The organism is Sphingobacterium sp. UBA7631, from assembly GCF_002483935.1.
Lineage (GTDB): Bacteria > Bacteroidota > Bacteroidia > Sphingobacteriales > Sphingobacteriaceae > Sphingobacterium > Sphingobacterium multivorum.
The window spans coordinates 925728-945482 of sequence record NZ_DLIX01000010.1; the positions used below are offsets into that span (position 1 = coordinate 925728).

At 38.9% G+C, this 19755-nt stretch carries 19 protein-coding genes; 5 read left to right on the top strand and 14 right to left on the bottom strand.

Annotation, left to right across the window (positions count from 1 at the left end; all coding sequences use genetic code 11):
• Positions 1-144: 144 nt before the first annotated feature.
• The 4 genes from B3P16_RS20475 to B3P16_RS20490 all read right to left on the bottom strand — a co-directional run bounded on the left by B3P16_RS20475 (position 145) and on the right by B3P16_RS20490 (position 4209).
• On the bottom strand, positions 145-771 hold the full coding sequence (locus B3P16_RS20475; RefSeq protein WP_286844144.1) for a hypothetical protein: 627 nt from the start codon (positions 769-771) through the stop codon (positions 145-147).
• A gap of 11 nt (positions 772-782) precedes the next feature.
• Entirely contained in the window at positions 783-1901 is a 1119-nt protein-coding gene (locus tag B3P16_RS20480) for a lipid A-modifier LpxR family protein (protein ID WP_286844145.1), read from the bottom strand.
• 40 nt (positions 1902-1941) lie between these two features.
• Positions 1942-2805 carry a hypothetical protein gene (locus B3P16_RS20485; RefSeq protein ID WP_286844146.1) on the bottom strand — a complete coding sequence of 288 codons (864 nt, stop codon included), beginning with the start codon at positions 2803-2805 and terminating at the stop codon, positions 1942-1944.
• Between the two features lie 270 nt (positions 2806-3075).
• Positions 3076-4209, bottom strand: coding sequence for a 2-isopropylmalate synthase (locus B3P16_RS20490; protein ID WP_286844148.1), 1134 nt, complete (start codon positions 4207-4209; stop codon positions 3076-3078).
• Positions 4210-4290: 81 nt separating this feature from the next.
• Here B3P16_RS20490 and B3P16_RS20495 point away from each other — a divergent pair, with 81 nt between their 5' ends.
• Entirely contained in the window at positions 4291-5067 is a 777-nt protein-coding gene (locus B3P16_RS20495; protein WP_286844150.1) for an AraC family transcriptional regulator, read from the top strand.
• Between the two features lie 55 nt (positions 5068-5122).
• Here B3P16_RS20495 and B3P16_RS20500 read toward each other — a convergent pair whose 3' ends face one another.
• From B3P16_RS20500 to B3P16_RS20510, 3 genes are all read right to left on the bottom strand, one after another.
• Positions 5123-5512: a hypothetical protein gene (locus B3P16_RS20500; protein WP_286844151.1), complete on the bottom strand. Its 390-nt coding sequence runs from the start codon at positions 5510-5512 to the stop codon at positions 5123-5125.
• An 11-nt stretch (positions 5513-5523) separates the two neighbouring features.
• The gene (locus tag B3P16_RS20505; protein ID WP_286844153.1) at positions 5524-6321 is read right to left on the bottom strand and encodes an SOS response-associated peptidase; all 798 of its coding nucleotides are present in this window, start codon (positions 6319-6321) and stop codon (positions 5524-5526) included.
• Positions 6322-6431: 110 nt separating this feature from the next.
• Positions 6432-6905 carry a hypothetical protein gene (locus tag B3P16_RS20510; RefSeq protein WP_286844155.1) on the bottom strand — a complete coding sequence of 158 codons (474 nt, stop codon included), beginning with the start codon at positions 6903-6905 and terminating at the stop codon, positions 6432-6434.
• 266 nt (positions 6906-7171) lie between these two features.
• Here B3P16_RS20510 and B3P16_RS20515 point away from each other — a divergent pair, with 266 nt between their 5' ends.
• Positions 7172-7456 carry a hypothetical protein gene (locus B3P16_RS20515; RefSeq protein WP_286844157.1) on the top strand — a complete coding sequence of 95 codons (285 nt, stop codon included), beginning with the start codon at positions 7172-7174 and terminating at the stop codon, positions 7454-7456.
• A 428-nt stretch (positions 7457-7884) separates the two neighbouring features.
• Here B3P16_RS20515 and B3P16_RS20520 read toward each other — a convergent pair whose 3' ends face one another.
• From B3P16_RS20520 to B3P16_RS20535, 4 genes are read right to left on the bottom strand one after another with little or no spacing between them, the layout of a single operon-like run.
• Positions 7885-9426 (bottom strand): thiol-activated cytolysin family protein, encoded by a 1542-nt coding sequence (locus B3P16_RS20520; protein ID WP_286844158.1) that lies wholly within the window; start codon positions 9424-9426, stop codon positions 7885-7887.
• Entirely contained in the window at positions 9419-10441 is a 1023-nt protein-coding gene (locus B3P16_RS20525; RefSeq protein ID WP_286754558.1) for a thiol-activated cytolysin family protein, read from the bottom strand. The genes B3P16_RS20520 and B3P16_RS20525 overlap by 8 nt, the downstream gene beginning before the upstream one ends.
• Positions 10428-11552 carry a thiol-activated cytolysin family protein gene (locus tag B3P16_RS20530; protein ID WP_286844160.1) on the bottom strand — a complete coding sequence of 375 codons (1125 nt, stop codon included), beginning with the start codon at positions 11550-11552 and terminating at the stop codon, positions 10428-10430. The genes B3P16_RS20525 and B3P16_RS20530 overlap by 14 nt, the downstream gene beginning before the upstream one ends.
• Positions 11553-11570: 18 nt before the next feature.
• Entirely contained in the window at positions 11571-12686 is a 1116-nt protein-coding gene (locus B3P16_RS20535; protein ID WP_286844161.1) for a hypothetical protein, read from the bottom strand.
• A 692-nt stretch (positions 12687-13378) separates the two neighbouring features.
• Here B3P16_RS20535 and B3P16_RS20540 point away from each other — a divergent pair.
• Positions 13379-13591, top strand: coding sequence for a hypothetical protein (locus B3P16_RS20540; protein WP_286844162.1), 213 nt, complete (start codon positions 13379-13381; stop codon positions 13589-13591).
• Between the two features lie 19 nt (positions 13592-13610).
• Positions 13611-13784: a hypothetical protein gene (locus B3P16_RS20545; protein ID WP_286844164.1), complete on the top strand. Its 174-nt coding sequence runs from the start codon at positions 13611-13613 to the stop codon at positions 13782-13784.
• A gap of 21 nt (positions 13785-13805) precedes the next feature.
• Here the strand turns inward: B3P16_RS20545 and B3P16_RS20550 are convergent, their stop codons facing one another.
• Positions 13806-16151: a TonB-dependent receptor gene (locus tag B3P16_RS20550; protein WP_286844166.1), complete on the bottom strand. Its 2346-nt coding sequence runs from the start codon at positions 16149-16151 to the stop codon at positions 13806-13808.
• A gap of 151 nt (positions 16152-16302) precedes the next feature.
• Here B3P16_RS20550 and B3P16_RS20555 point away from each other — a divergent pair, with 151 nt between their 5' ends.
• Positions 16303-17397: a hypothetical protein gene (locus tag B3P16_RS20555; RefSeq protein ID WP_286844167.1), complete on the top strand. Its 1095-nt coding sequence runs from the start codon at positions 16303-16305 to the stop codon at positions 17395-17397.
• Between the two features lie 143 nt (positions 17398-17540).
• Here B3P16_RS20555 and pgl read toward each other — a convergent pair whose 3' ends face one another.
• Entirely contained in the window at positions 17541-18251 is a 711-nt protein-coding gene (gene pgl, locus B3P16_RS20560; RefSeq protein WP_286844168.1) for a 6-phosphogluconolactonase, read from the bottom strand.
• A 17-nt stretch (positions 18252-18268) separates the two neighbouring features.
• Positions 18269-19750: a glucose-6-phosphate dehydrogenase gene (zwf, locus tag B3P16_RS20565; protein WP_286844170.1), complete on the bottom strand. Its 1482-nt coding sequence runs from the start codon at positions 19748-19750 to the stop codon at positions 18269-18271.
• Positions 19751-19755: the final 5 nt, after the last annotated feature.

A 19755-nucleotide genomic window follows, 5' to 3' on the forward strand; every position in this document is an offset into this window, starting at 1 on the left:
GTCAAAATTTTAGCATTTCATATATGTAGAATTGTTATCGGAAGCTGTCCCATTTTTATTAGTGGAGCAGTCAGTTCTTGTCCTATGGCAAGTGATAGAAAATGATTGAACTTGTATATTCGAACTACTAGTGCGGCTTTTTATTCATAGGTTAGTAGAATTCATCGTTCCCACCAAGTACTTGACCAAGTACCCTACTTTATAAACAAAAGTTCTTTCCCGCCACGCTTGCGTGCTGAGAAACCGATAATGGTCAAATCCTAATACGTGCATGTATTCGTGTGCATAATGACCCGCCAAGGCGGCTAAATCATTGGTGGATGCCCAATGTTCTAATGCTGTTGGACAAATAGCCATAACTCCATCTCCAGCGCCATCAATGCCGATTGTCTGATTCCCAAATATGGATGGTTTTTCACAATTATCTTTCCATCTGGAATCTCTTCCATCTAACTCCAAGGTCCTGACCCAAAGGTCCACTATTCCATCAGTTGCTATACTATCTTTTGGAATGTTTTTTTCATGAGCTTTCATTATTATCCCATAAAGCTGCCCCGTCGTATAGCCCTGTGTCTTTTCAGCTTTCATGGCCTCAATACCCTCTTTAAATTCATCGGAATTCAGTACCAGCTCAAATGCCTTAAAAGCTTTTTGGGCAAATTCGGTATGCTTTCCATATCCGGTTACAGAATGGACCTTAATTGTTATTTTTTGACTCAAGCATAACTGGGATGACAATAGAAATCCGAGGAATAGAATGATTTTTTTCATAAAAACATAATTTAAAAAAAGTTATAAACTAAATACACGCCGCCCCAATAATGTGTTCTTTTCAAATCAGTTTTTAATTCGGAGGTGCGTCCTGAATTAATCGCCCATGTAATATCCAATGAGCGGTAACTGCTAAATGGTATGTGGCATTGTATTCCCGTATTCCATTCAAGAATCCAGGGATTGGTTTGTTTCCAGGAGAGCTTGTGAACTGATGACCTAAGTGGTGTACCGTGCAACATGGTATTATAGGCTATGAATGTTGGTCTTGCTGCTGCAAAGAAATATAATTCCCACAGGTCCTTTTGCGCATTTTCAACTAGTTGATTCATGTTTCCTAGAGGGTTGAAATTCTGAACCCATTTCCTTGAATCCAAGAGTCCCATCCTCATCGTTGCCATACCATGGACTTGGGTATAATATCCGATTGAGCTACCAGCGCCAACTTTAAAATTAAAATAAGAACGTTCCGCGTGTTCAATTCCTGGATTACCAAAAATCAATTTTTCAAAATCTGCAGCGTAAAGGAATACGGGAGAAAAACCGTTGGCAATTTGATTATGCCAGCCCTCGGGATTATAAGGGGAATGCGTATTATTATCATTCATCAATTTGTGTATCCCGGTTTGGACCCATTTTCCAATGGGAAGGCCCAAGGCACCAATATTTAGCTCCGTTTGAAAAGCAACTCCATTTTTAGGGTTTACATATCCCCTCCTGGTTGATAACCCTAATAGAAAGGCATAGGGCCGATCATTGTAAACCGGGTCTTTGGCTCTAAGGTCATCAGGCGTAAACGCGACACCATTGACCATCCATGAAGGGTCAATAGGCACCACATCATTATGCGCTACATTGGTTTTCCCTAGTATCCATTGATCCAGTTTTGAAATTGGATAAAACAAAGGAGAATTGATATAATTTGAATTTGAGAAGCCAAATCCTAAACCTAATGTATAATTTTGATCTGTGGCAGGGGGAAATAACTGGAGCGGATTGAAATCTTCATCTAAGTACAATCGAAACGACTTCTGATTGCTTTGCTGCTTATTTACCCTTTCCTCCTGGCAATAACAGCAAAAGGAGATAAGCAAACAAAAAACTGTGGTGTATAATTTATTTGCGATCATAAAAATAGATTAAAATAATAAAGGATAATCTCATAATATGTTATAGTACAAAGGAATTAATAAGCTTCTTAGCACTACCGCTAAATTTAAATCCCATTTCAGTTCGCAACCCTATAGATATGATTCTAGTATTCTGAAATGAATTATACTTATCTGAATTTAAGAGACCGCGCCATTCTATATATAAATAAGTGGGCATTTTTGATGTAGTATTTGTTAGCTTGGTTTGTAGATTTAAATTCAAATATTGTATATCTGTCGCATCCTTACCAAATATGGATCGAAAAGCACTACTGGATTCCGAAATAGAGTTATGCCATCCATAAGTATACTGGACACTTAGGGTGAATTTATCTTTGAATTGAATTGCACCGATGGTGCGAAGATTATGCTGAGCAACGGTTACAGTAGTATCAGCAAAATTGGAAATCAGTTTGTATCCAAAATTGATCGGTGCAAGCATGAAAGAAAAACCGTCCTGATTCTCATATCTATAGGATAAATCCACTTTAATCCCTGCAACTCCTGGAAGCATTAATCCTGGAATATATGATGAGGAGTCCCGCATATTAATTTGTCCTCCAGCGTATGGCTGAATTTCCAATGCAATTTTTGATTTTTCTCTTAACTTCCATTTTTCAATCCAACCATAATTTACAATTGGGGTCAAATTGGACAACCCCTTATTATTCCCTGAAAAATTGAAAGAAAGGAGTGCATTTAAAGCCTGGAATGAAGACTGGTCCTCCTCATCAGCCCCCTCCTCATCAGCATAAAAGGCCAAAGAATTTTGGTTTTTAACTTTTAAAATTGCAACATTTGAAGTTACATGAAGGGTATCAACCTGACTAAAAACAGGCATAGATAAAGCACAAATAGTGCATAATAATAGAACTCTTTTCATAATTTAGATTAATATGGTTTTACACTACTAATCTAATATTAGAAAAATTTAATTACAAGGGTTTTGATGAAAATTAATTCACATATTTTTATCCTGATACTATTTATCAACGTCCAATTTATAAGCATTATAATAGCCTTCCTTATCAGCTGCTAAGAACGTGCTATGAGCTAATGTAAACTCGTATCTTTCAACCGGTTCGGCGTTTGTGCTAATATGCATCGAAAAATTTGTTTACTAAAACTAAGTTTGGATGTTCATTCATATTTTTTAAACCAAATTCCGTAGATCGTTATCTTCAATAAAACGTTTCTGATCTGCTAAAACAAGAAACTGGTTATAAATATTTTCAAAATTTTCAGGCGGGAAATCTATTTGCATACTTTTTAACCGATTTTTTAATGCTGCACGTCCGCTCCTGGCAGATAAAAACAATTCAGGCAACTTTCCTCCTATGATTTGGGGATCAATAATTTCATAGTTTCTACGGTCTTTCAATACGCCATCCTGGTGGATGCCGGAAGAATGTGCAAAAGCATTTTTGCCGACAATGGCCTTATTGGCCTGTATAGGATTTGACATCGCCCGTTCCACCATACTACTTAATTCTACAATATATTTTGGATCAATTCCGGTCGCAATACCTAGATTTTCCTTTACAATGAGTGTCAAAATAATTTCTTCTAAGGCAGCATTTCCAGCACGTTCTCCCACACCATTAATCGTTCCTTCCACCTGAAGCGCACCTGCCATTAACCCAGCTATACTATTCGCTGTAGCCATACCTAAATCATTATGACAGTGGACAGAAAGAATTGCGTTCTCTTTTTCCTTTCTATTTTGGTTCACGTAGGCTATCTTTTCAAAGTACTCAAAGGGTGTACAAAAACCATTGGTATCAGGAAGATTCACAACTTTCGCCCCCGCTTCAACCACCGTATTGGTCATTTGAACCAAAAAATCATTGTCTGCGCGGCCAGCATCTTCTGCAAAAAATTGTACTTCATCACATTTATCAGACGCATAAGCCACCATTTCATAAGCTTTCGCCAAGATTACCTCACGAGTGGTATTAAACTTATGTTTAATATGAATGTCCGATGTTCCAATTCCCAGCTGAATTCGTGCCACCTTAGCCCTACTCAAGGCCAAAGAGGCCTCTTCAATATCTTTCCTATTGGCCCTAGCTAATGCACAGACGGTTGCCTTTTTTACCAGTTTACAAACCTCTGTGACTGCCTTGAAATCTCCAGGTGAACTTATTGGAAACCCTGCTTCTATCACATCTACCCCCATTGCATCGAGTTTTTTAGCAATTTCTAATTTATCATTCAGTGTCAATTGGCAGCCCGGTCCCTGTTCTCCATCACGTAGAGTAGTATCGAAAATCTTAACTTGTTTCATATTCCGCTTATTGTTATAGATCAAAAGTACCAGAACTATAAAATTTAATATATTTGAAAATAAAACAATTGTTATTCAATAATGCCAAAATCCACCATCCCCTTCGTTCAATGTGCCAAAAACTTCTGCGATGGCACAATTGAATTACGTACCTATGGACAGTTCAATACAGAAATGCATGCTCATGAACAAGTACAGGTACTTAGCCCAACAAATGGTACCCTCTTTATCTATACAGAAAAAGCCAGCTTCTGTGTACCAAGTACTTTCTTTGTATATATTCCAGCACATGTTCCACACAAACTCATTTCTCGCTCACAGCAACTGTCAATAAAAACCATTTTTGTCGATATGAACAATATGCACGAGGACGTTAAGGTGTATCCATCAAATGAATTATTGAATCATTTTTTGCTTTTTGGCCAGCAACATTGGAAGCTTAAAGACCACGACACGTTGACAGCATCTACCTTAGAGGCCTTTAAGTCTATGCTCCCGATACTATTGGCAAACCCGATCCTGTTGCAAATTACGCCTGCAAAAAGTGAATTGATGATCCAGGTATGCACGTATATCCTCCAACATCTCGACAATAAATTGTCAATAGCTGAGATTAGCGCTAATTTTTTTCTTTCGGAGCGGACACTTTTTAGACAGTTTAAGGAAGAAATGCAGATCACCATATTCCAGTTCATAAAACAGCATAGACTTCTAAAGGCGCTTCAATTATTGGAAAATAAGGATATGCATATCGCTGAGATTGTTTATCAAATTGGGTATGAAAGTGTACCGAACTTTTCCAATCTATTCAAAGAATATTTTGGACTATCACCACAGCAGTATAGGGCGAGACTATAAAAATAATATTATTGAATATATCTTCTACCTACTTCCGATTCGAATCGTGAAAACGTTACATCTTCTGCGCCAAAGGCCCATCTTTAGTCACAAGGGTAGACCAACCCGGGCGAGATCCATCAGTAAGTTTTGCAATCAATCTGGATCCTAAAAATATCTTAGCTACTATTTCTTCCCCAAAATCCCAAATGACTTCAACAGGCGACCATGCGTCAAATAGTTCTAGATTCTCTTTGACAAACTCCGCAGGATTTAAAAAGGGATGATTCTCCTCTATTTGCAATTCCGGCTCACTAGGAGTTGGAGCTACATTGTATAGCCACACATGGGCAATAATATTTTCACCTTCTTTCCAAAGGTAAGCATAACATACCTTATCGTCATCTTCGATAAATACCGCGAATTCTGGACGATCGTTTGATATATATTTGGTTAAACTTCCCATTGAACACTGATTTAAAACAACGAAGTCTGCACTGTATCACTTCCCAACGGCGGCAATCCTTCCCAGTCAAATTGCTCGTAACGATGCTTTCCATCCGGGCGGTTTGGATATCCTCTCAACGTATACACCGGATAGTGCTTCAGCCTATCATTGGGCATTTCAAACAGGAAAATTGGTGGCATATCATCCTCCTGAATATCCTCGATCCATTGTCGCTCGAGATCCTCTGGTAAGAACAAAGGCATCCGATGTTTATTGGGCCCGTCATTATGGATATTGGCCATCACTTCATTGGCTGCTCGTGTAAGCATTCCAAAGGAACCTACGCGTTCCACCACGCCATCCTCATCCACCGTCTCATGCCACTGGTACAAACCTGGCAAATAGAAGAGATCTCTCCCCTCCGCACCGATAAAATAGGGTACTTTCTTTTTCCATCCCTTCACCGCACGATGCTCAAAAGTACCACTCACTGGGATAAGGCAACGTTGCTTGCGCAAGCGATACCAATAGGATTTTTTATCTTCCAAGATACGTTCGCTACGTACATTGATCATATTGCGCCGGCGATCGGCCTGCAGCTTCGGATCGTCAATATAGGTAGGCAATACCCCCCACTCCATCTCGGTCAAGGCCAGCTGGCTTGAGTCTTTGTCCTTATACAGGATCGGATACTTGGGAAAGGTAATGGCCTGGACGTTTTCCAGATAGTCATAATTGTAATCCAATTGACGACGCTCATCCCGCAACTGCGGAAAGGTCTTTTTGATAATCTCAATATCGGTATGGAGGCTAATATCCCAGCACATAATGGTATCCTTTCTTCTTTGGCTTTGATACGAATATACACAATTTGTGCTGTAAATAAGGATTGCCCCAAGGCAAGAAAATAGTGGATTTCAATTGGAACTAGATCTAGCTACCGAAGGATCTCGATAGCAAATACTATCTTTTTGGTCTGCCCATCGGTAATGGTAGCCACTACCCGACCATACTCTAGAGAGAATAGGATATCGATGGGATTTTTGCGTTGAAACCTGGTCTTTGTACGCAGATAATTGACTATATTTTTTTCGTAGAGCTTAAGCATGCGCTTGTCCCAGTTTTCTTCCTTGATACGATTGAGAAAAATCCGATAGCCTGATCCTGTGGTTAACAGGCTATCAATTTTATCGGCGTCTTGCGGCAGCTGCAGGGCTCTTCCCTCCTTTGCCCCCAGCTGATGGGCATGCTGATCGGCGGCATCCTTATCATCATAAGGCGTGAGTAGAAAGCCTGTCTTTTCCTTAACATCGGGCCATTCAAAGCGCTGCAGTACAAAGTCGACATAGCCCGACTCGACAAGCTCGCGAAAGGAACTTTTGGTGACTTGTTCAAAGGGATTGTACAGCATAGGGCTAAGATAGGATTTATATCCTAATAGACCTTATCGCTCTCGATAAATACACTACCCGACAAATAGCACTCGGCAACGTTGGCCAGTACATAATCAATGTCAAGAATATTAGGACGAGCTGTACTCCCCTGCCCACAGTACAAGTAAGAGAAAATAAATCACTGTTTGTAAACGTTATATTACTTTAAAACTTATAAAAGAGTACCAATGCCATAGCGGTTCTCTTTGTAATATGAATTTTTCATCCTTAAAAATATAATATCATGAACGGAATCATATTTCAAGGAAAAAGTCTCAATGTTGGGTGTACAGCAAAATTTCTGTTCGAACCCGAAGTAAGTGTAGAAAATATTCCGGCAATAGCAGCACTTAGCACTGGTGAAAAAGCATATGCTGAAATACTTAGAGATACTACAGCGCTGATAACAGTACGAGTAGGTGAATATTTAAATGAAAAAGGAAAGAGAGCCAATGAAACGGCTTGGATGCTCACCTATAATCGTCATTTAAAATCATGGCAGATAACGAAGAACCTTAAAACAAAATAGCGTGTTTTATTTCCAGGAAGACTAAAATTTATTTTCGCATCCTCGCCATTATAATTCGCATACCAAGATTTACCATTTGGGGTTATATGTCGCAATTCTCACTCGATCCTTTTTTCTACCAATTTTGAAGGAGCATATTGAATACGAGTTCATCAAAGCTCCACCCTATTCCCCTTGCGGCAAGCGCTGTTAAACTATCTTGATCCATCCTATGTGCTCTTGATGGACTTCATCCTTAAAAATCGGATCAGTCGGGCTTCTGGAAAAATAGTTATTGCATAAAAAGTGAAAAGCATTAAATCGAAAATTCACACCTGTAAATCGCTAATAATATTAGTAATTTTGTTTTATGAAACTACTTGAAGTTCACTGAATACTGCAATTAGGTCATACTTATTCGGAAGTTCGTAAGCTTTCTAATGACAGCGTCAATTTTTATCATAAATTACTATATAAAAACCACTTTGTGAATCAATTAGAAACTTTCCGGCTCCATCATTAATATTGGTCCGCGGGAATGATGTTTGACTTAAAAAAAATCTTGATGATTTATCTTTGTTATAAATATTTTCATCATCCATATATTTTACGACACCGAATCCTTCCCTAGGATTACCTTCCCTAATATATTGAATATGTCTTAATCTAATTGCGATATTCTCTGGGATTATAATTGGTACTTTCAAATTTTTGTCAGCAAAAAACATTGCATACATATTGCTCACACCATTTTCAACTTGAATAACATTTTTTCCATAAAATGGCTTGATCGGGATCCGGAAATTAAATTTATTTTGAACCGTTTTATTCCCCAAAAGTGTTCTCATTTTATAAGAAATAGGGACGCCAGGCGTCGATGGCGAAAACTGAACACCTTTCTTGATCACCCCTATCAACTCGTCCAATGAAGCTAATTTCTTCACGACCGCTCCGCCAGTACCCATAAAGGCCATCTGTATCTGCGAATTTGCAATTATCTGCTTTTCTTCGCTGGTTAATTGTTTTGAACCGTCGATCAAACCTCCCATTACGGAGAATACTTTATCAAAGGTGGACTTTAAGACATTTGATTCAACACTGCTCTCGACCAATAAAATACCTTTGGCTCCATACACGACCGAGTTGATATATACAGGCGATACACCGCTGGCGACATTTAATTTATCATACAACTCTAGTCCCTCTTCAGGTATGCTCATATCCACGGAAAAATTCTTTTGTGTAAAAGTGGCCACTAGTCCTGAGTTACCGCTGATCTGTTCAGAAGAAGTGGATCCGCTACTTCCCGATTTAAAGAAAATGGCTTTTATATCAACATCAGCACCAAAAACAGTCTTAAGCTCATTAAAATATGTAAACTCTTCAATCTCATATTGAAATGCACTATTCTGCATTGAAGTCATCTTATTATTTTTCATTAATGTGCTGAAAAACTCGGTCGACGACATGACATCGGGCATGAAACTTCCTGTGACTGTTTTTGCAGGAAAGGAAACGGAGACCGACACCGGCTTTGCCTCATATTCTCTATTTCTTTCTGAAAGCGGTATAAAGGAAAGATCTTGGATACTATTACCTTGTATAATAGAGCCCAGATGAAACACATCCAATTTTCCCAACCAGTCAGGCGTCATAATGAATTCGTCGGCAACGCCTTTAATTGTAAAACCTACTTGACCAGGGTCATCCCATTGAGTGCGGTCTGTTACTTCAACTCGTCCAACTTTTCGACGGGGATTACTCCCCATTAAAGGAGATCCAGCTTTCTTTTTGGAATCTTGTTCGTTAAATATATTTTCTGAATGATTATTCAATATATTACTAGACCCCAAAATGGAAATCTCTGAGAAATTGGGCATCTGTAGATTGTTTCTAGGGTCAGTAGTGGAGTGATCCTTGTTACAGGAGGCAAAGAAAGCTGTAACCAAAAATATATACACAAATCTATTTATTGTATAATAATTATTCATTTTCCAATGCTTTAAAAAGTGAGAAATCTTTTAATTTGCGACAGCGAAATGAAATTGGATAACCGGGATTATCAGCGGAAAATGCACCTATATCTTTTACATAGTTGATAAATCCATTATAGCCATCAATCGTAACCGAAGAGCCACCACTTGATCCACCTACCAAAAAAAGACGAATCGTGGAGTTATTAATGATATTTATTTCCGTTGAAGAGAACGTTTCTTTGGTTTTTTTAAAAATCTTCTTTGTCAACTTTTCGAAAATTTTGGTCGTCTGCTCCATATTGTAATCCGTTTCGACCGCTAGAATGCCTTTCTGCCCATATGAAATGGAATTGATATAGACAGGATTCTCTCCTGAAGCTACTAGTCTATGCGCCGCAGCAGTATCAATCAACTCAGTCAATTTTGGTGATGACATGTCAACGGTAAAATTGACCAACTCAAAAGCAGAAACGAATCCATATTTTTTTGTTATTGTCGTCAGCTGATTTGTCAGGCTAGAACTCGTTTTGGAAAACAGACCTCTGGTATTTACTTTATAACCAAATTCCCTTGTAATTTCTTTATAATCATAAAATGGTCGATAATAATAAAGAAATGAGGCGATATCTGGATTACTCAATGTGGTTGACCTTAAGATATCTTGAACCGTTTGGCGATACGTAGACAAGCGTGGCGGATTAATGGTCGCAGACGGTGCTCCACTGATAGACGTACTGACTTTAATCGGTAATTTTGCATATGATCCTAGCGGATTAAATGTGGATTCGCTGAGAATATCGGTGCCGCTGAGAATTGCACCTAAATAAACAATTTCATAATTATTATCCATAACCAAAATGTCAGCAGCGGAAGTATTTGCATTATTTGCTTTTTTATTAAGCGACTTCGTTTCCTGTACAGTCAGTTTGGAATCATTATCCTTTTTGCAACCGACAAAAAGGATTGAAATCAAAAGGGCTATTTTAAATAGCCCTTTTGATGTATGGATGAAAGTTTTACTTTGTAACATCAATTTTAAATATTGATTTAAATATTCCAAAATTCTTAAGATTTCGCATGCGCATCGAGATTGGCCCACCATAAGATTGTGATGTTACATTCGCTCCCGCCAAAATTGCGTTTTTGAATGCTGCATATCCCTGGACTGTCTGTACATATGCTGACCCGGGACCAAATTTCATGTAGATCGTAATTTTGGCTTTATCTAATAGCTCTTTCTGCGCTGCAGTAAGGTGCGTATCCACACCCACAACGCCAATATTTACTCCCGCTTTAAAAGCAACATTAAAATCCTCGTAGTTGGCATCGGTCTCCGCTGTAAAAACACCTATCCGTCCGTAGGTGACCGAACTCACATAGGTGGGTGCGTATTCCGCCTGTAATGCATTTGCATCTGCAATGCTGATCAATTCAGTTTTCTTAGGCAATGACATATCGAGCGTAAAATTTTCTTGTACAAAACGGGCAATGACCCCTGTTCTCTTGGTGATTTTACTTTTACCCCCATTCACAGATGCTTTCACTATTTTCCCTATGTCGACGTTTGCCCCAAAGGTGTACTTCAATTCATTGTAATCTGTAAACTCACTTGAAGTATAAGAAAAACTATTAATCTGTGGCACATTTCCATTTTTTTTCAAAATGTTGCCGACAAATTCCCTTGTCTCGTCCAGGCTTGGATATTCAATTGTTCCAGAAACATTTGTACCCGGAATTGAAAGACTTGCTCTTATCGGTAAAGCATCATAATGCTCCCTGCCGAGTGGGTCGAACTGATAGGACCTAATGATATTTTTGCTATTGAATATTGCACCTGGATAGGCATAATCCTCCGTTTCTGATGAAATGGTTATATTATCAGACTCAACAAAATAGGTATTGCCAAGCCCATTTTGCCAGACGCTGTCTCTAATGATTCCTCCGGCCCGGAGTCTGCTCGAATTTCCTTTCTTAGTCAGGTCAATAATTGGATTTTCGATGATCTTCGTGTTTTGGAAAACTTTTAACAGGGAATCCTCGTTATTTCCGATTTCATTTTTTAGACTCGAGTTGTCTTTTTTACAGGAATAGAATCCCAATACCCCTGCCAGGAGTACAAGACTTAATTGACTACTTTTCATTTTAGTTTATATTATGTATTAAAATTTTATTTCTTTTGTAAACTGAAGGGTTTTGAAAGTTTCATCATTTAAATTGGATGACTCTAATTTATATAAAGCGGGAACTCCTATATGGGGATATTCGTAAATCTTTGTTTCTGGGGAGCGAATTGCCAAGGCTAGATAAGCATCTATTTTTTCTACGGTGGTAGGCGCATTTCGTATCAGATCTAAATCCGAAGATTGATAGCCAATAAGGTAAAAATAAGCTTGTTGTTTGTTTAAAAGATTCTTATCGTCAGCACTTAAACTCTGCGGGTCTAAAGATAATTTAGAGATGATAGGCTTAATTTTTTCAGGGCCATCCACGACCATATAAGCACTTTTTCCATATTCTATTTCTGCTACCCTGACAATGTTGCCTCCAGTTAAATTCGCCGTAGGGAATAGTTTCTTGAAATCTTTTTCCTCTGCATGTGATTTGATATTAAATGTCGGTTTATAACTATAGTATAGCCAGCCCGTATTTTCCATCCTATTATAACGTGAATCAGGGATGGCGAACTTCGATTTTATATCCACATCTCCGCTAAAAACAAGACGTAGATTCTCAAATTGCTTAAAATGATAAATATAATCCTGATGGCCATAGTAATTTACCGGGCCCTTGTCAACAAACTTATCTTTTATAAATTGATCTAGATCCTGTCTGCTCGCAATTTTTTGATACGCGACGGGATTTGAATTATAACGATTAAATCGCACATAAGGAATATAGGAGGCAGACTGCGATTGATATTGGGTCAAATTAAATTCTGGAAAATCGTTTAAGGAAACAAATACATTAAAATAAGGTTGTTTTAAATAATTTTCAGAATCATACGAAAAAGCATAATCTGCTGCCTTCTTAAGCCTAAATCCGATAATTTCGTTCTTTTTTTCATTCCATAATGTATCGGATATCCAACGATTACTAAGCGCTGCCATTCTTTCAAAATCATAAACACTATAGTCTATCTTCTTACCTGTACTATCGACGATAGGTGGCTTAACTGGCATTGGACTTTTACTGCAAGATGCTGATCCTAAAACTATAAAACATGCCGCAGCAATTCTGGTATTTACAATAACCTTATTCGATATGATCTTTATCATTAATTTTAAAATTAAAAATCAAGCAAGTCAGCTTGCTATTATTTGAATACGTTTTCTTCTATCAAGCATTCTATTGAAAAGGAAGAACATATTTTAAAAAAAATACTAAAAACCACTATTACATACAGAAACTTGATTCACAAATTTAATTATAATTTTCTTTCAATGAAATGAAATATTCAATCCTACACTTTTGTGTAATAAATTTTTAAATAAAAAAAGGTTTATGTTAATTTTTTAAATATTCTATAACAAAAAGTTAACACAAAGCTGAAAACAGCTAATATATTGTTGACGAGGAAACCATATATGTATTCTATCTAACAATGAAAAATCATCAACTTTATTTGCAAGTAACCTGTGCAATAATAGAACACGCCAATACAATACCGATCTGCCAACGATCAGCTTCGATGAGGTGTATTTAGGCGGTATGTGGGAGATACCGAAAAGGGTGAGGTTTGAAATACAAAATCCCACGGATATAATATATTCTTTTTAAATTGTAGAGGAAATCGCTAAAAACAATGAAATCAGTTTTCACCTTTAATACTGGAGACTAGGCTGCTCTTGAAATTGGCAATATAGAAAAGACTGTCACACTCAACATTTCCTTTTTTCACGATTCGTTGAAGGAATTGGCACAATCTGCCATTGAATTAAGAACTAAAGTTGACAAATCAGTTGTTTTTATGGATGAACCTGGTGAGCATAAACTTATTCTGAAAAAAAATGGCACCAGTATTTCCTATGAACTCCGATGGTATAAAGCTTGGGCTAGTTGGAACCTCATAAGTGAAGATAATTTTGAGACCATACCTTCGGGAACTGCTACCCTGCCGAAATACATTAATTTGGTACGGGAGAACAGGTCGGCAATAATCTTGCGTCCTCTAAACAGTTAAACACGGGGAGCTCGCTAAAATGGAAATAGAAAACATTAGTTCAGCTTATAAAGCTGATGTCGTCAATATCGATGTCCCCTATAAAAACATTCAGGGCAACAATCTATTAAATAATGAAAGTGAATCACCAGCAGAATTTTTCGATTTGGTTTCGCCCCTTTTTCAAAAGTCGGGAGGTAACGGACTTATATGAATCGATCGTCACCGTTCTTCATTAGAGCAATAGCTTTAATCCAATAGAGATATTACGCCCCGGTAATGGAGCTAGATATTTGAGTATGGAATTTTGCGGACGTGCTTCAACATTCAGCAGATTATTTCCGGAAATAAAATAGACAAATTCATACTTTTTTAGATTCCCCTTGTAACCTAATTGACCAGATAGCAAGGAATAGGCCGGCATCGGTGGCTCAATATTGATATTTTTGCCTAAATAACGCTGTTTCAGATACCGGTCGAAATTGGCGTTCCCAAAAAACTTTTTATATTGAAGTAACGCGGATATTCCATATCTACTGGTCGGTAGGTTGGGCATATAATCTCCTTCAGCCCATTTGCGCATAGTATCATCTGAGGTATTTATATTTTTGACAAGATCGGCGAACGCATTTAATACGAGATGACCACCGGCTGCCCACGCATAGGTATAACCTCCTTCCAGCTCCCAACCCTGAATCTCGGTGTCTGAAGCACGCCATTCCTTAACCAAAAAACCACCAGAACGGGAAATGCCTGTATGAGCCAAATAGAGATAATTTTTAAAGAAGCTGCGGTAATGCGTCGCCGACAGTTTTAATCCACCATATTTTATCCCTGCGGATAACTCATAGGAATTTGAGCTTTCCTTATTAAGTCGATCATCTCCATTTTCTTCCACCATGATAGCGAAATGGTCGTTCCCAGCATAAAGTTCATTGACCCCTGGTGCTCGTTCTGCGTGAGAAAATGTAGCCTGTAAATAGGCAATGTCAAAAATAGAATAGTTGATATCTCCCGAAAAGTGGTTTAAGCTAAAATCCCGAGCCAAAAGCTGTCCCCCGGCCATCCCCCGGCTCCGCTGGTAGGTAGGATCGCTCAAAGTACGCCGGGCAACCCAGTCATGTCGGTAGCCCATATGAAGGGTAACTGGATTAAATTCTATTTTCTGCAACGTAAAGATCCCTCCTTCCCGACTCAGATTATTGGGAATATACCGCCGATCCCCCTCGCCCTTTAAGGCTGCAAATGAAAAATCAAATCCACTCGTCCCAGACCAAAACCGGGTAAACTGCTGCGTTATCTCCGATCGAAGTGCATGACGCTCACTATCAAACTTATTGACACGGTACCTGCCCAAGAGCTCCCGATCGTCCGACAACTCACCTCTATAACTAGATTTAATCTCCGAGATCAATTGTGCGTTTGGCTTAAAAGCAGATTCTAACTGCCAGGCATAGGAATAAGTGCGTGTATTGATCGGTTCATATATGGGGGTCCAAACTGTGCTGTGGCTATGGACAGGCTTGTTGCGCTGTGCAAAACCAGGAATACCATAATAGCTTTCAAGAGCGTAAAGCCCTAGACCTACTCGAAAGTTGTCTCTGATATAGCTGGCTCCTGCATTGACAGCGCTTCTCTCGGCATGACTATTGGGCATCACTCCGCGTTTGACAGGTACGTAATCTGTAATCCCATGAACGACTTCGGTGTACATTGGTGTGTTGGGATCCTGTCCAGCGATATATTTGTCATTTTGAGGGTTTCGGACTTTTGCTCCATTGATAAATGAATAATCTTCAAAGGTATAGAGGTCGGCCTCCGATAAACCCCACTTTGGATCGCCCATATTATCGAGCACAAACTGGCTTAAATAGGGATATAGCGTCAGATTTCGAATCGTCTCGCGATCGACATTTACCTGTGCCATTGCAGCTGTCAAATGATCGATCTTAGGATCATAAGCAATAGCCGCCTTTGTATTGCCCGGAATCTTAAGGTCTCCGTGCCTGAACCTCATCGCGCCGATATGCCCCACCCAGTATTTTCCAAGGTTTGCATTGAAGGCCAGCGACTGGCTATTGCCACTATTGGTTCCTAACTCCGCACTGGCCTGGCCTGCAATCTTCTGTGGCAGACGGGTCATAGGAATGGTGTTGTCTTTGAGATTGACCGCTCCACCAATCGCCTTTCCTCCGAATAATACAGCAGCAGCACCCTTGTAAAGTTCTATTTCGCATAGATTGTCCATATCGAAATTGGGATTTAGGTTAGGACTGATTCCCGACAGATCATTGACAGAAAGACCATTGGAAAGAACACCTACCCTGCTACCACTTAGACTGCGTATCATGGGCATGCCGGAATTGGGACCGAAAGAAGCGTTTTGTATCCCGGAAATATGACTCAATGTTTCACCGAGCGTTTGCGCCTGAATACGATCTAGCTGATTTCGATCGAGCCTCTTCTTTTGCCCATGCCCCGGCACAAAGCCAGTTGCCTCTACGGTGGGAAGCGTATAGCTTCGCAATGTATCCACTGATGGTGTGCGCTGTGCATGCGCAATTTTTGCGCTAGTTAACATCACGAGAGATGCTAAAAAAACTTTATTCTGATACCGTAACATAGTATAACCTATTCCTGTTTGAGCTGCAAAAATAAAAAAGATAATAGTAAATGCAATCATGTTGCATTAATAATTTACAATTGCTACCTTCGTCAAAATTTTACATCATATGAAGTACATCAACACACCAATCGCTCTAGCTGCAGCGCTGACTCTGATGCTCGGTTCGGCATCATCCTGTAAAAAGGAAACAGCCGCTACTCCCACTGAAATCTCACTTTCGTTACCATCGCAGCTCAGTCTACGCTACGGCGAAACACAAGAAATTCATCTTCCGAAAGACCTAACTACAAGTACAGGACTGACATTCAGTTTTGACTTTTCCCAGACTGCAGACATCAATTTGGGCAACGGGAGTAAGCTCAGTGACAAATTGAACCAAGCCATCAAATACGATAGCGAAAAACAAAGCATACAGATTAACAGTGCCCTACTCTATCCAAACGGAGCCCAATCGAGCAGCGGACGCATTCCCGATGATTATAAAGTCACAGTGATAGCCAAAGAATCGCATGGCACAGTAGTAGGAAAAGAAAATTTTTCAATCAAGATAACGGCTGGAACAATTGCTATCAAAGGTCTAAAAAGCGGCGGCGAGTTACCTTATTCGTATGTATTGTATGGCGACCAATCTACTGATTTTGAAATAGATCCTCTAGGCCTACCGATTAATGGCGCTAGTTTCCACTTGGCAAAAAAGGATGGCCAGGAAAATATCGCTTCAATAGCAGATACACATATCAAGTTATCGAAAGATGCTGGCGATCCGGAAAAAAAAGCTGAAACGTCGTTCGAACTGACTCCCGAACTTAGGAAAGATGGTTTTCCTGTCGCTTCAACGACTTTTAGAGTCATTCTGATTCCACAAATTAAGTTCTTGTTTGGACAATATTATCCCGATCTAAACCTAACAATCGACTTTAGTCTGATACACATCGGTCTTTCAAATGGTTATGTCTCTGCAGCACCAACATTATATCCCGAAAAATATAAATCTGCATTTGAACTGGTTTCAATACAAAAAGATGGACAGCCATTTACAGATAGCGAAAAGCTGTTTAGCGTAAATGCCCAAACAGGTACAGTTTCCGTGAAAAAAAGTGACAGCTTGAAAGCTGGTAGCTATAAGGTAACCATAAAGGCACTGACAACCACAGGGCTTGAATTTACGGCTAACCTCACTTTAGCAATGTCTGAAGGATAACTGAAATACCCTGGTTACAGTGATTCTTCCATCGCATGAAAAGAGGAATCAAAAAGACCTTTCCGCTATTGCGGAAAGGTCTTTTTAATAATCTCAATTTCGAAATGGAGGTTAATATTGCTTACCCCAAAAAGACAATTAAATTAAATTCCAGCTTCTTTATCAGTAAAAAGCTGGACTCCTGCTTTCTTTTCAATTAACTGTAGCGGATATAGTTCAGGATTATATACACCATTAAGAACCTCGTTCAAAGCGTTTTTCTTGGATTTACCGAATGTAACAATCAGAATATTTTCAGCTTTATTGATAATAGATTCAGTCAAGGTAATTCTAAACATTTCCTGTGGCTTTAGATAGTAGGCATCAACCCATTTTTCTTTTTCTTGTAAAATCTTTTCACCTGGAAACAGAGAAGCTGTGTGGCCATCATCGCCCATTCCTAAAAGGATGAAATCAAAAACACCGTCAGCTCCCAAAACATTTCTGATATGAGCTTCGTATTCTTTAGCGTAATTTTCAGGCTCAATTCCCTCTTTATACATGGGGAAAATCTGATTTTTATTGACTGGAACTTTATTCAAAAGTACTTCCAAAGTCATCTTAAAATTACTTTTCTCATCTTCAAGAGAAACCCATCTTTCATCTACCCAAAAAAAATGGATTTTATCCCAGATTATTTTATCGGCATATTCAGGAGTAGCTAATAAGCTAAAAATAGCTTTCGGTGAAGAGCCACCACTTAACGCAACCACAAATTTATCATGCTTCTGGATTGCTTTTTTCGAAAGCTCAACAAATGTATCTGCTGCTTCTTTATATAAAGCATCCAGATTATCAAATATCGTAATATTCATTTTCTTTTAATTAGATTTTAGACCCACTGATGTCCCTGCCGCTCTACCAGTGCATCACTGTCATCAGGCCCCCAGTTTCCTGAAGCATAATTTGGGAAAGATGGGTCTTTGGTTTTTTCCCAGGTTTCCTGAATCGTTTTTATCACATCCCAAGCTTCTTCTACCTGATCGGAGCGCATAAACAGTGTAAGGTCTCCGACAAGTGCTTCCAATAAAAGAGTTTCATAAGCTTCGGGAGTATCGGTCTGACAGGCAAAATTATCGAAAATCATTTCCACAGGTTTAAGCGCTAAGGACAAGCCTGGTTTTTTAGACATAAACTGCAATCTGATGTCCATTTGTGGCTGGATATTAATAATCAATCGGTTAGCCGACAGAAGCGAGGTGCTTTCTGAAAACATAGAATTGGGAAGTGGCTTAAACTGAATCGTTATATAAGAATGCTTTTCTTTCATCTTCTTCCCTGTACGAACATAAAAAGGAACATCTTCCCATCTTTCATTATCCAGATAAAACTTGATAGCGACAAATGTTTCGGTATTGGAATCAGGAGCAATTCCCTCCTCCTGGCGATAGCCATTTACTTTCAGCCCATTTACTTTGCCTCGTCCGTACTGTCCTCTTACCGCATAATGATCTACTTTTTCAGGAGAAATCCTACGGATGGATTTTAAAACATCAACTTTACGATCCCTGATCTCACCCGATCCAAGTGAAGCCGGAGGTTCCATAGCAACCATACAAAGAATTTGCAAAAGATGGTTCTGAATCATATCGCGCAAAGCTCCTGTCTGCTCATAAAAACTGGCTCTTGTTTCCACTCCCACTTCTTCGGCAACCGTAATCTGCACCGATTCTATATGTCTGTGGTTCCAAAGAGGTTCAAAAATTGAATTTCCGAACCTGAACGCCAAAATATTCTGTACTGTTTCTTTACCTAAATAATGATCGATACGATAAATCTGTTCTTCCTGGAAAGTTTGTGAAAGAAGATTATTTAGCTCAATGGCAGATTCTTTATTGTGACCAAAAGGTTTTTCGATAATAATTCGATCTGTTGCAGGATCAGATGCTATTGATGTATTTTTAAGATGATTTGAAATTACCGATACAAAGTTTGGTGCAATCGACAAATAGAAAAGTCTGTTTCCTCTCATTCCGTACACTTTATCAAAATTCTCCAGTTTCTGATATAAATTCTGATAAGAGCTTTCTTCATCAAGCTGATGCTGAAAATAGCTGATGTGAGCCTGAAAACCAGCCCAATCTTCCTTGGTTACGGTCTTCCTGGAAAAACTCTCCAGATTTTCTTTAATATAAGTGCTGAATTTTTCATCCGTATTTTCGGCTCTTCCTAAAGCTAGAATATTAAAACCTTTGGGCATTCTGCCATCGATGTATAAATTGTAGAAGGCAGGAAAAAGCTTTCTTTTTGCCAAATCCCCTGTTGCACCAAAAATAACGATCGTTGTTGGATGCAGGATTGTATTGTCACTCATTGTTA

Bases quoted from the DNA above. Each gene is read 5' to 3' on its own strand.
- B3P16_RS20475 (WP_286844144.1), bottom strand. From the start codon at position 771: ATGAAAAAAATCATTCTATTCCTCGGATTTCTATTGTCATCCCAGTTA.
- B3P16_RS20480 (WP_286844145.1), bottom strand. From the start codon at position 1,901: ATGATCGCAAATAAATTATACACCACAGTTTTTTGTTTGCTTATCTCC.
- B3P16_RS20485 (WP_286844146.1), bottom strand. From the start codon at position 2,805: ATGAAAAGAGTTCTATTATTATGCACTATTTGTGCTTTATCTATGCCT.
- B3P16_RS20490 (WP_286844148.1), bottom strand. From the start codon at position 4,209: ATGAAACAAGTTAAGATTTTCGATACTACTCTACGTGATGGAGAACAG.
- B3P16_RS20495 (WP_286844150.1), top strand. From the start codon at position 4,291: ATGCCAAAATCCACCATCCCCTTCGTTCAATGTGCCAAAAACTTCTGC.
- B3P16_RS20500 (WP_286844151.1), bottom strand. From the start codon at position 5,512: ATGGGAAGTTTAACCAAATATATATCAAACGATCGTCCAGAATTCGCG.
- B3P16_RS20505 (WP_286844153.1), bottom strand. From the start codon at position 6,321: ATGTGCTGGGATATTAGCCTCCATACCGATATTGAGATTATCAAAAAG.
- B3P16_RS20510 (WP_286844155.1), bottom strand. From the start codon at position 6,905: ATGCTGTACAATCCCTTTGAACAAGTCACCAAAAGTTCCTTTCGCGAG.
- B3P16_RS20515 (WP_286844157.1), top strand. From the start codon at position 7,172: ATGAACGGAATCATATTTCAAGGAAAAAGTCTCAATGTTGGGTGTACA.
- B3P16_RS20520 (WP_286844158.1), bottom strand. From the start codon at position 9,426: ATGAATAATTATTATACAATAAATAGATTTGTGTATATATTTTTGGTT.
- B3P16_RS20525 (WP_286754558.1), bottom strand. From the start codon at position 10,441: ATGTTACAAAGTAAAACTTTCATCCATACATCAAAAGGGCTATTTAAA.
- B3P16_RS20530 (WP_286844160.1), bottom strand. From the start codon at position 11,552: ATGAAAAGTAGTCAATTAAGTCTTGTACTCCTGGCAGGGGTATTGGGA.
- B3P16_RS20535 (WP_286844161.1), bottom strand. From the start codon at position 12,686: ATGATAAAGATCATATCGAATAAGGTTATTGTAAATACCAGAATTGCT.
- B3P16_RS20540 (WP_286844162.1), top strand. From the start codon at position 13,379: ATGGATGAACCTGGTGAGCATAAACTTATTCTGAAAAAAAATGGCACC.
- B3P16_RS20545 (WP_286844164.1), top strand. From the start codon at position 13,611: ATGGAAATAGAAAACATTAGTTCAGCTTATAAAGCTGATGTCGTCAAT.
- B3P16_RS20550 (WP_286844166.1), bottom strand. From the start codon at position 16,151: ATGTTAACTAGCGCAAAAATTGCGCATGCACAGCGCACACCATCAGTG.
- B3P16_RS20555 (WP_286844167.1), top strand. From the start codon at position 16,303: ATGAAGTACATCAACACACCAATCGCTCTAGCTGCAGCGCTGACTCTG.
- pgl (WP_286844168.1), bottom strand. From the start codon at position 18,251: ATGAATATTACGATATTTGATAATCTGGATGCTTTATATAAAGAAGCA.
- zwf (WP_286844170.1), bottom strand. From the start codon at position 19,750: ATGAGTGACAATACAATCCTGCATCCAACAACGATCGTTATTTTTGGT.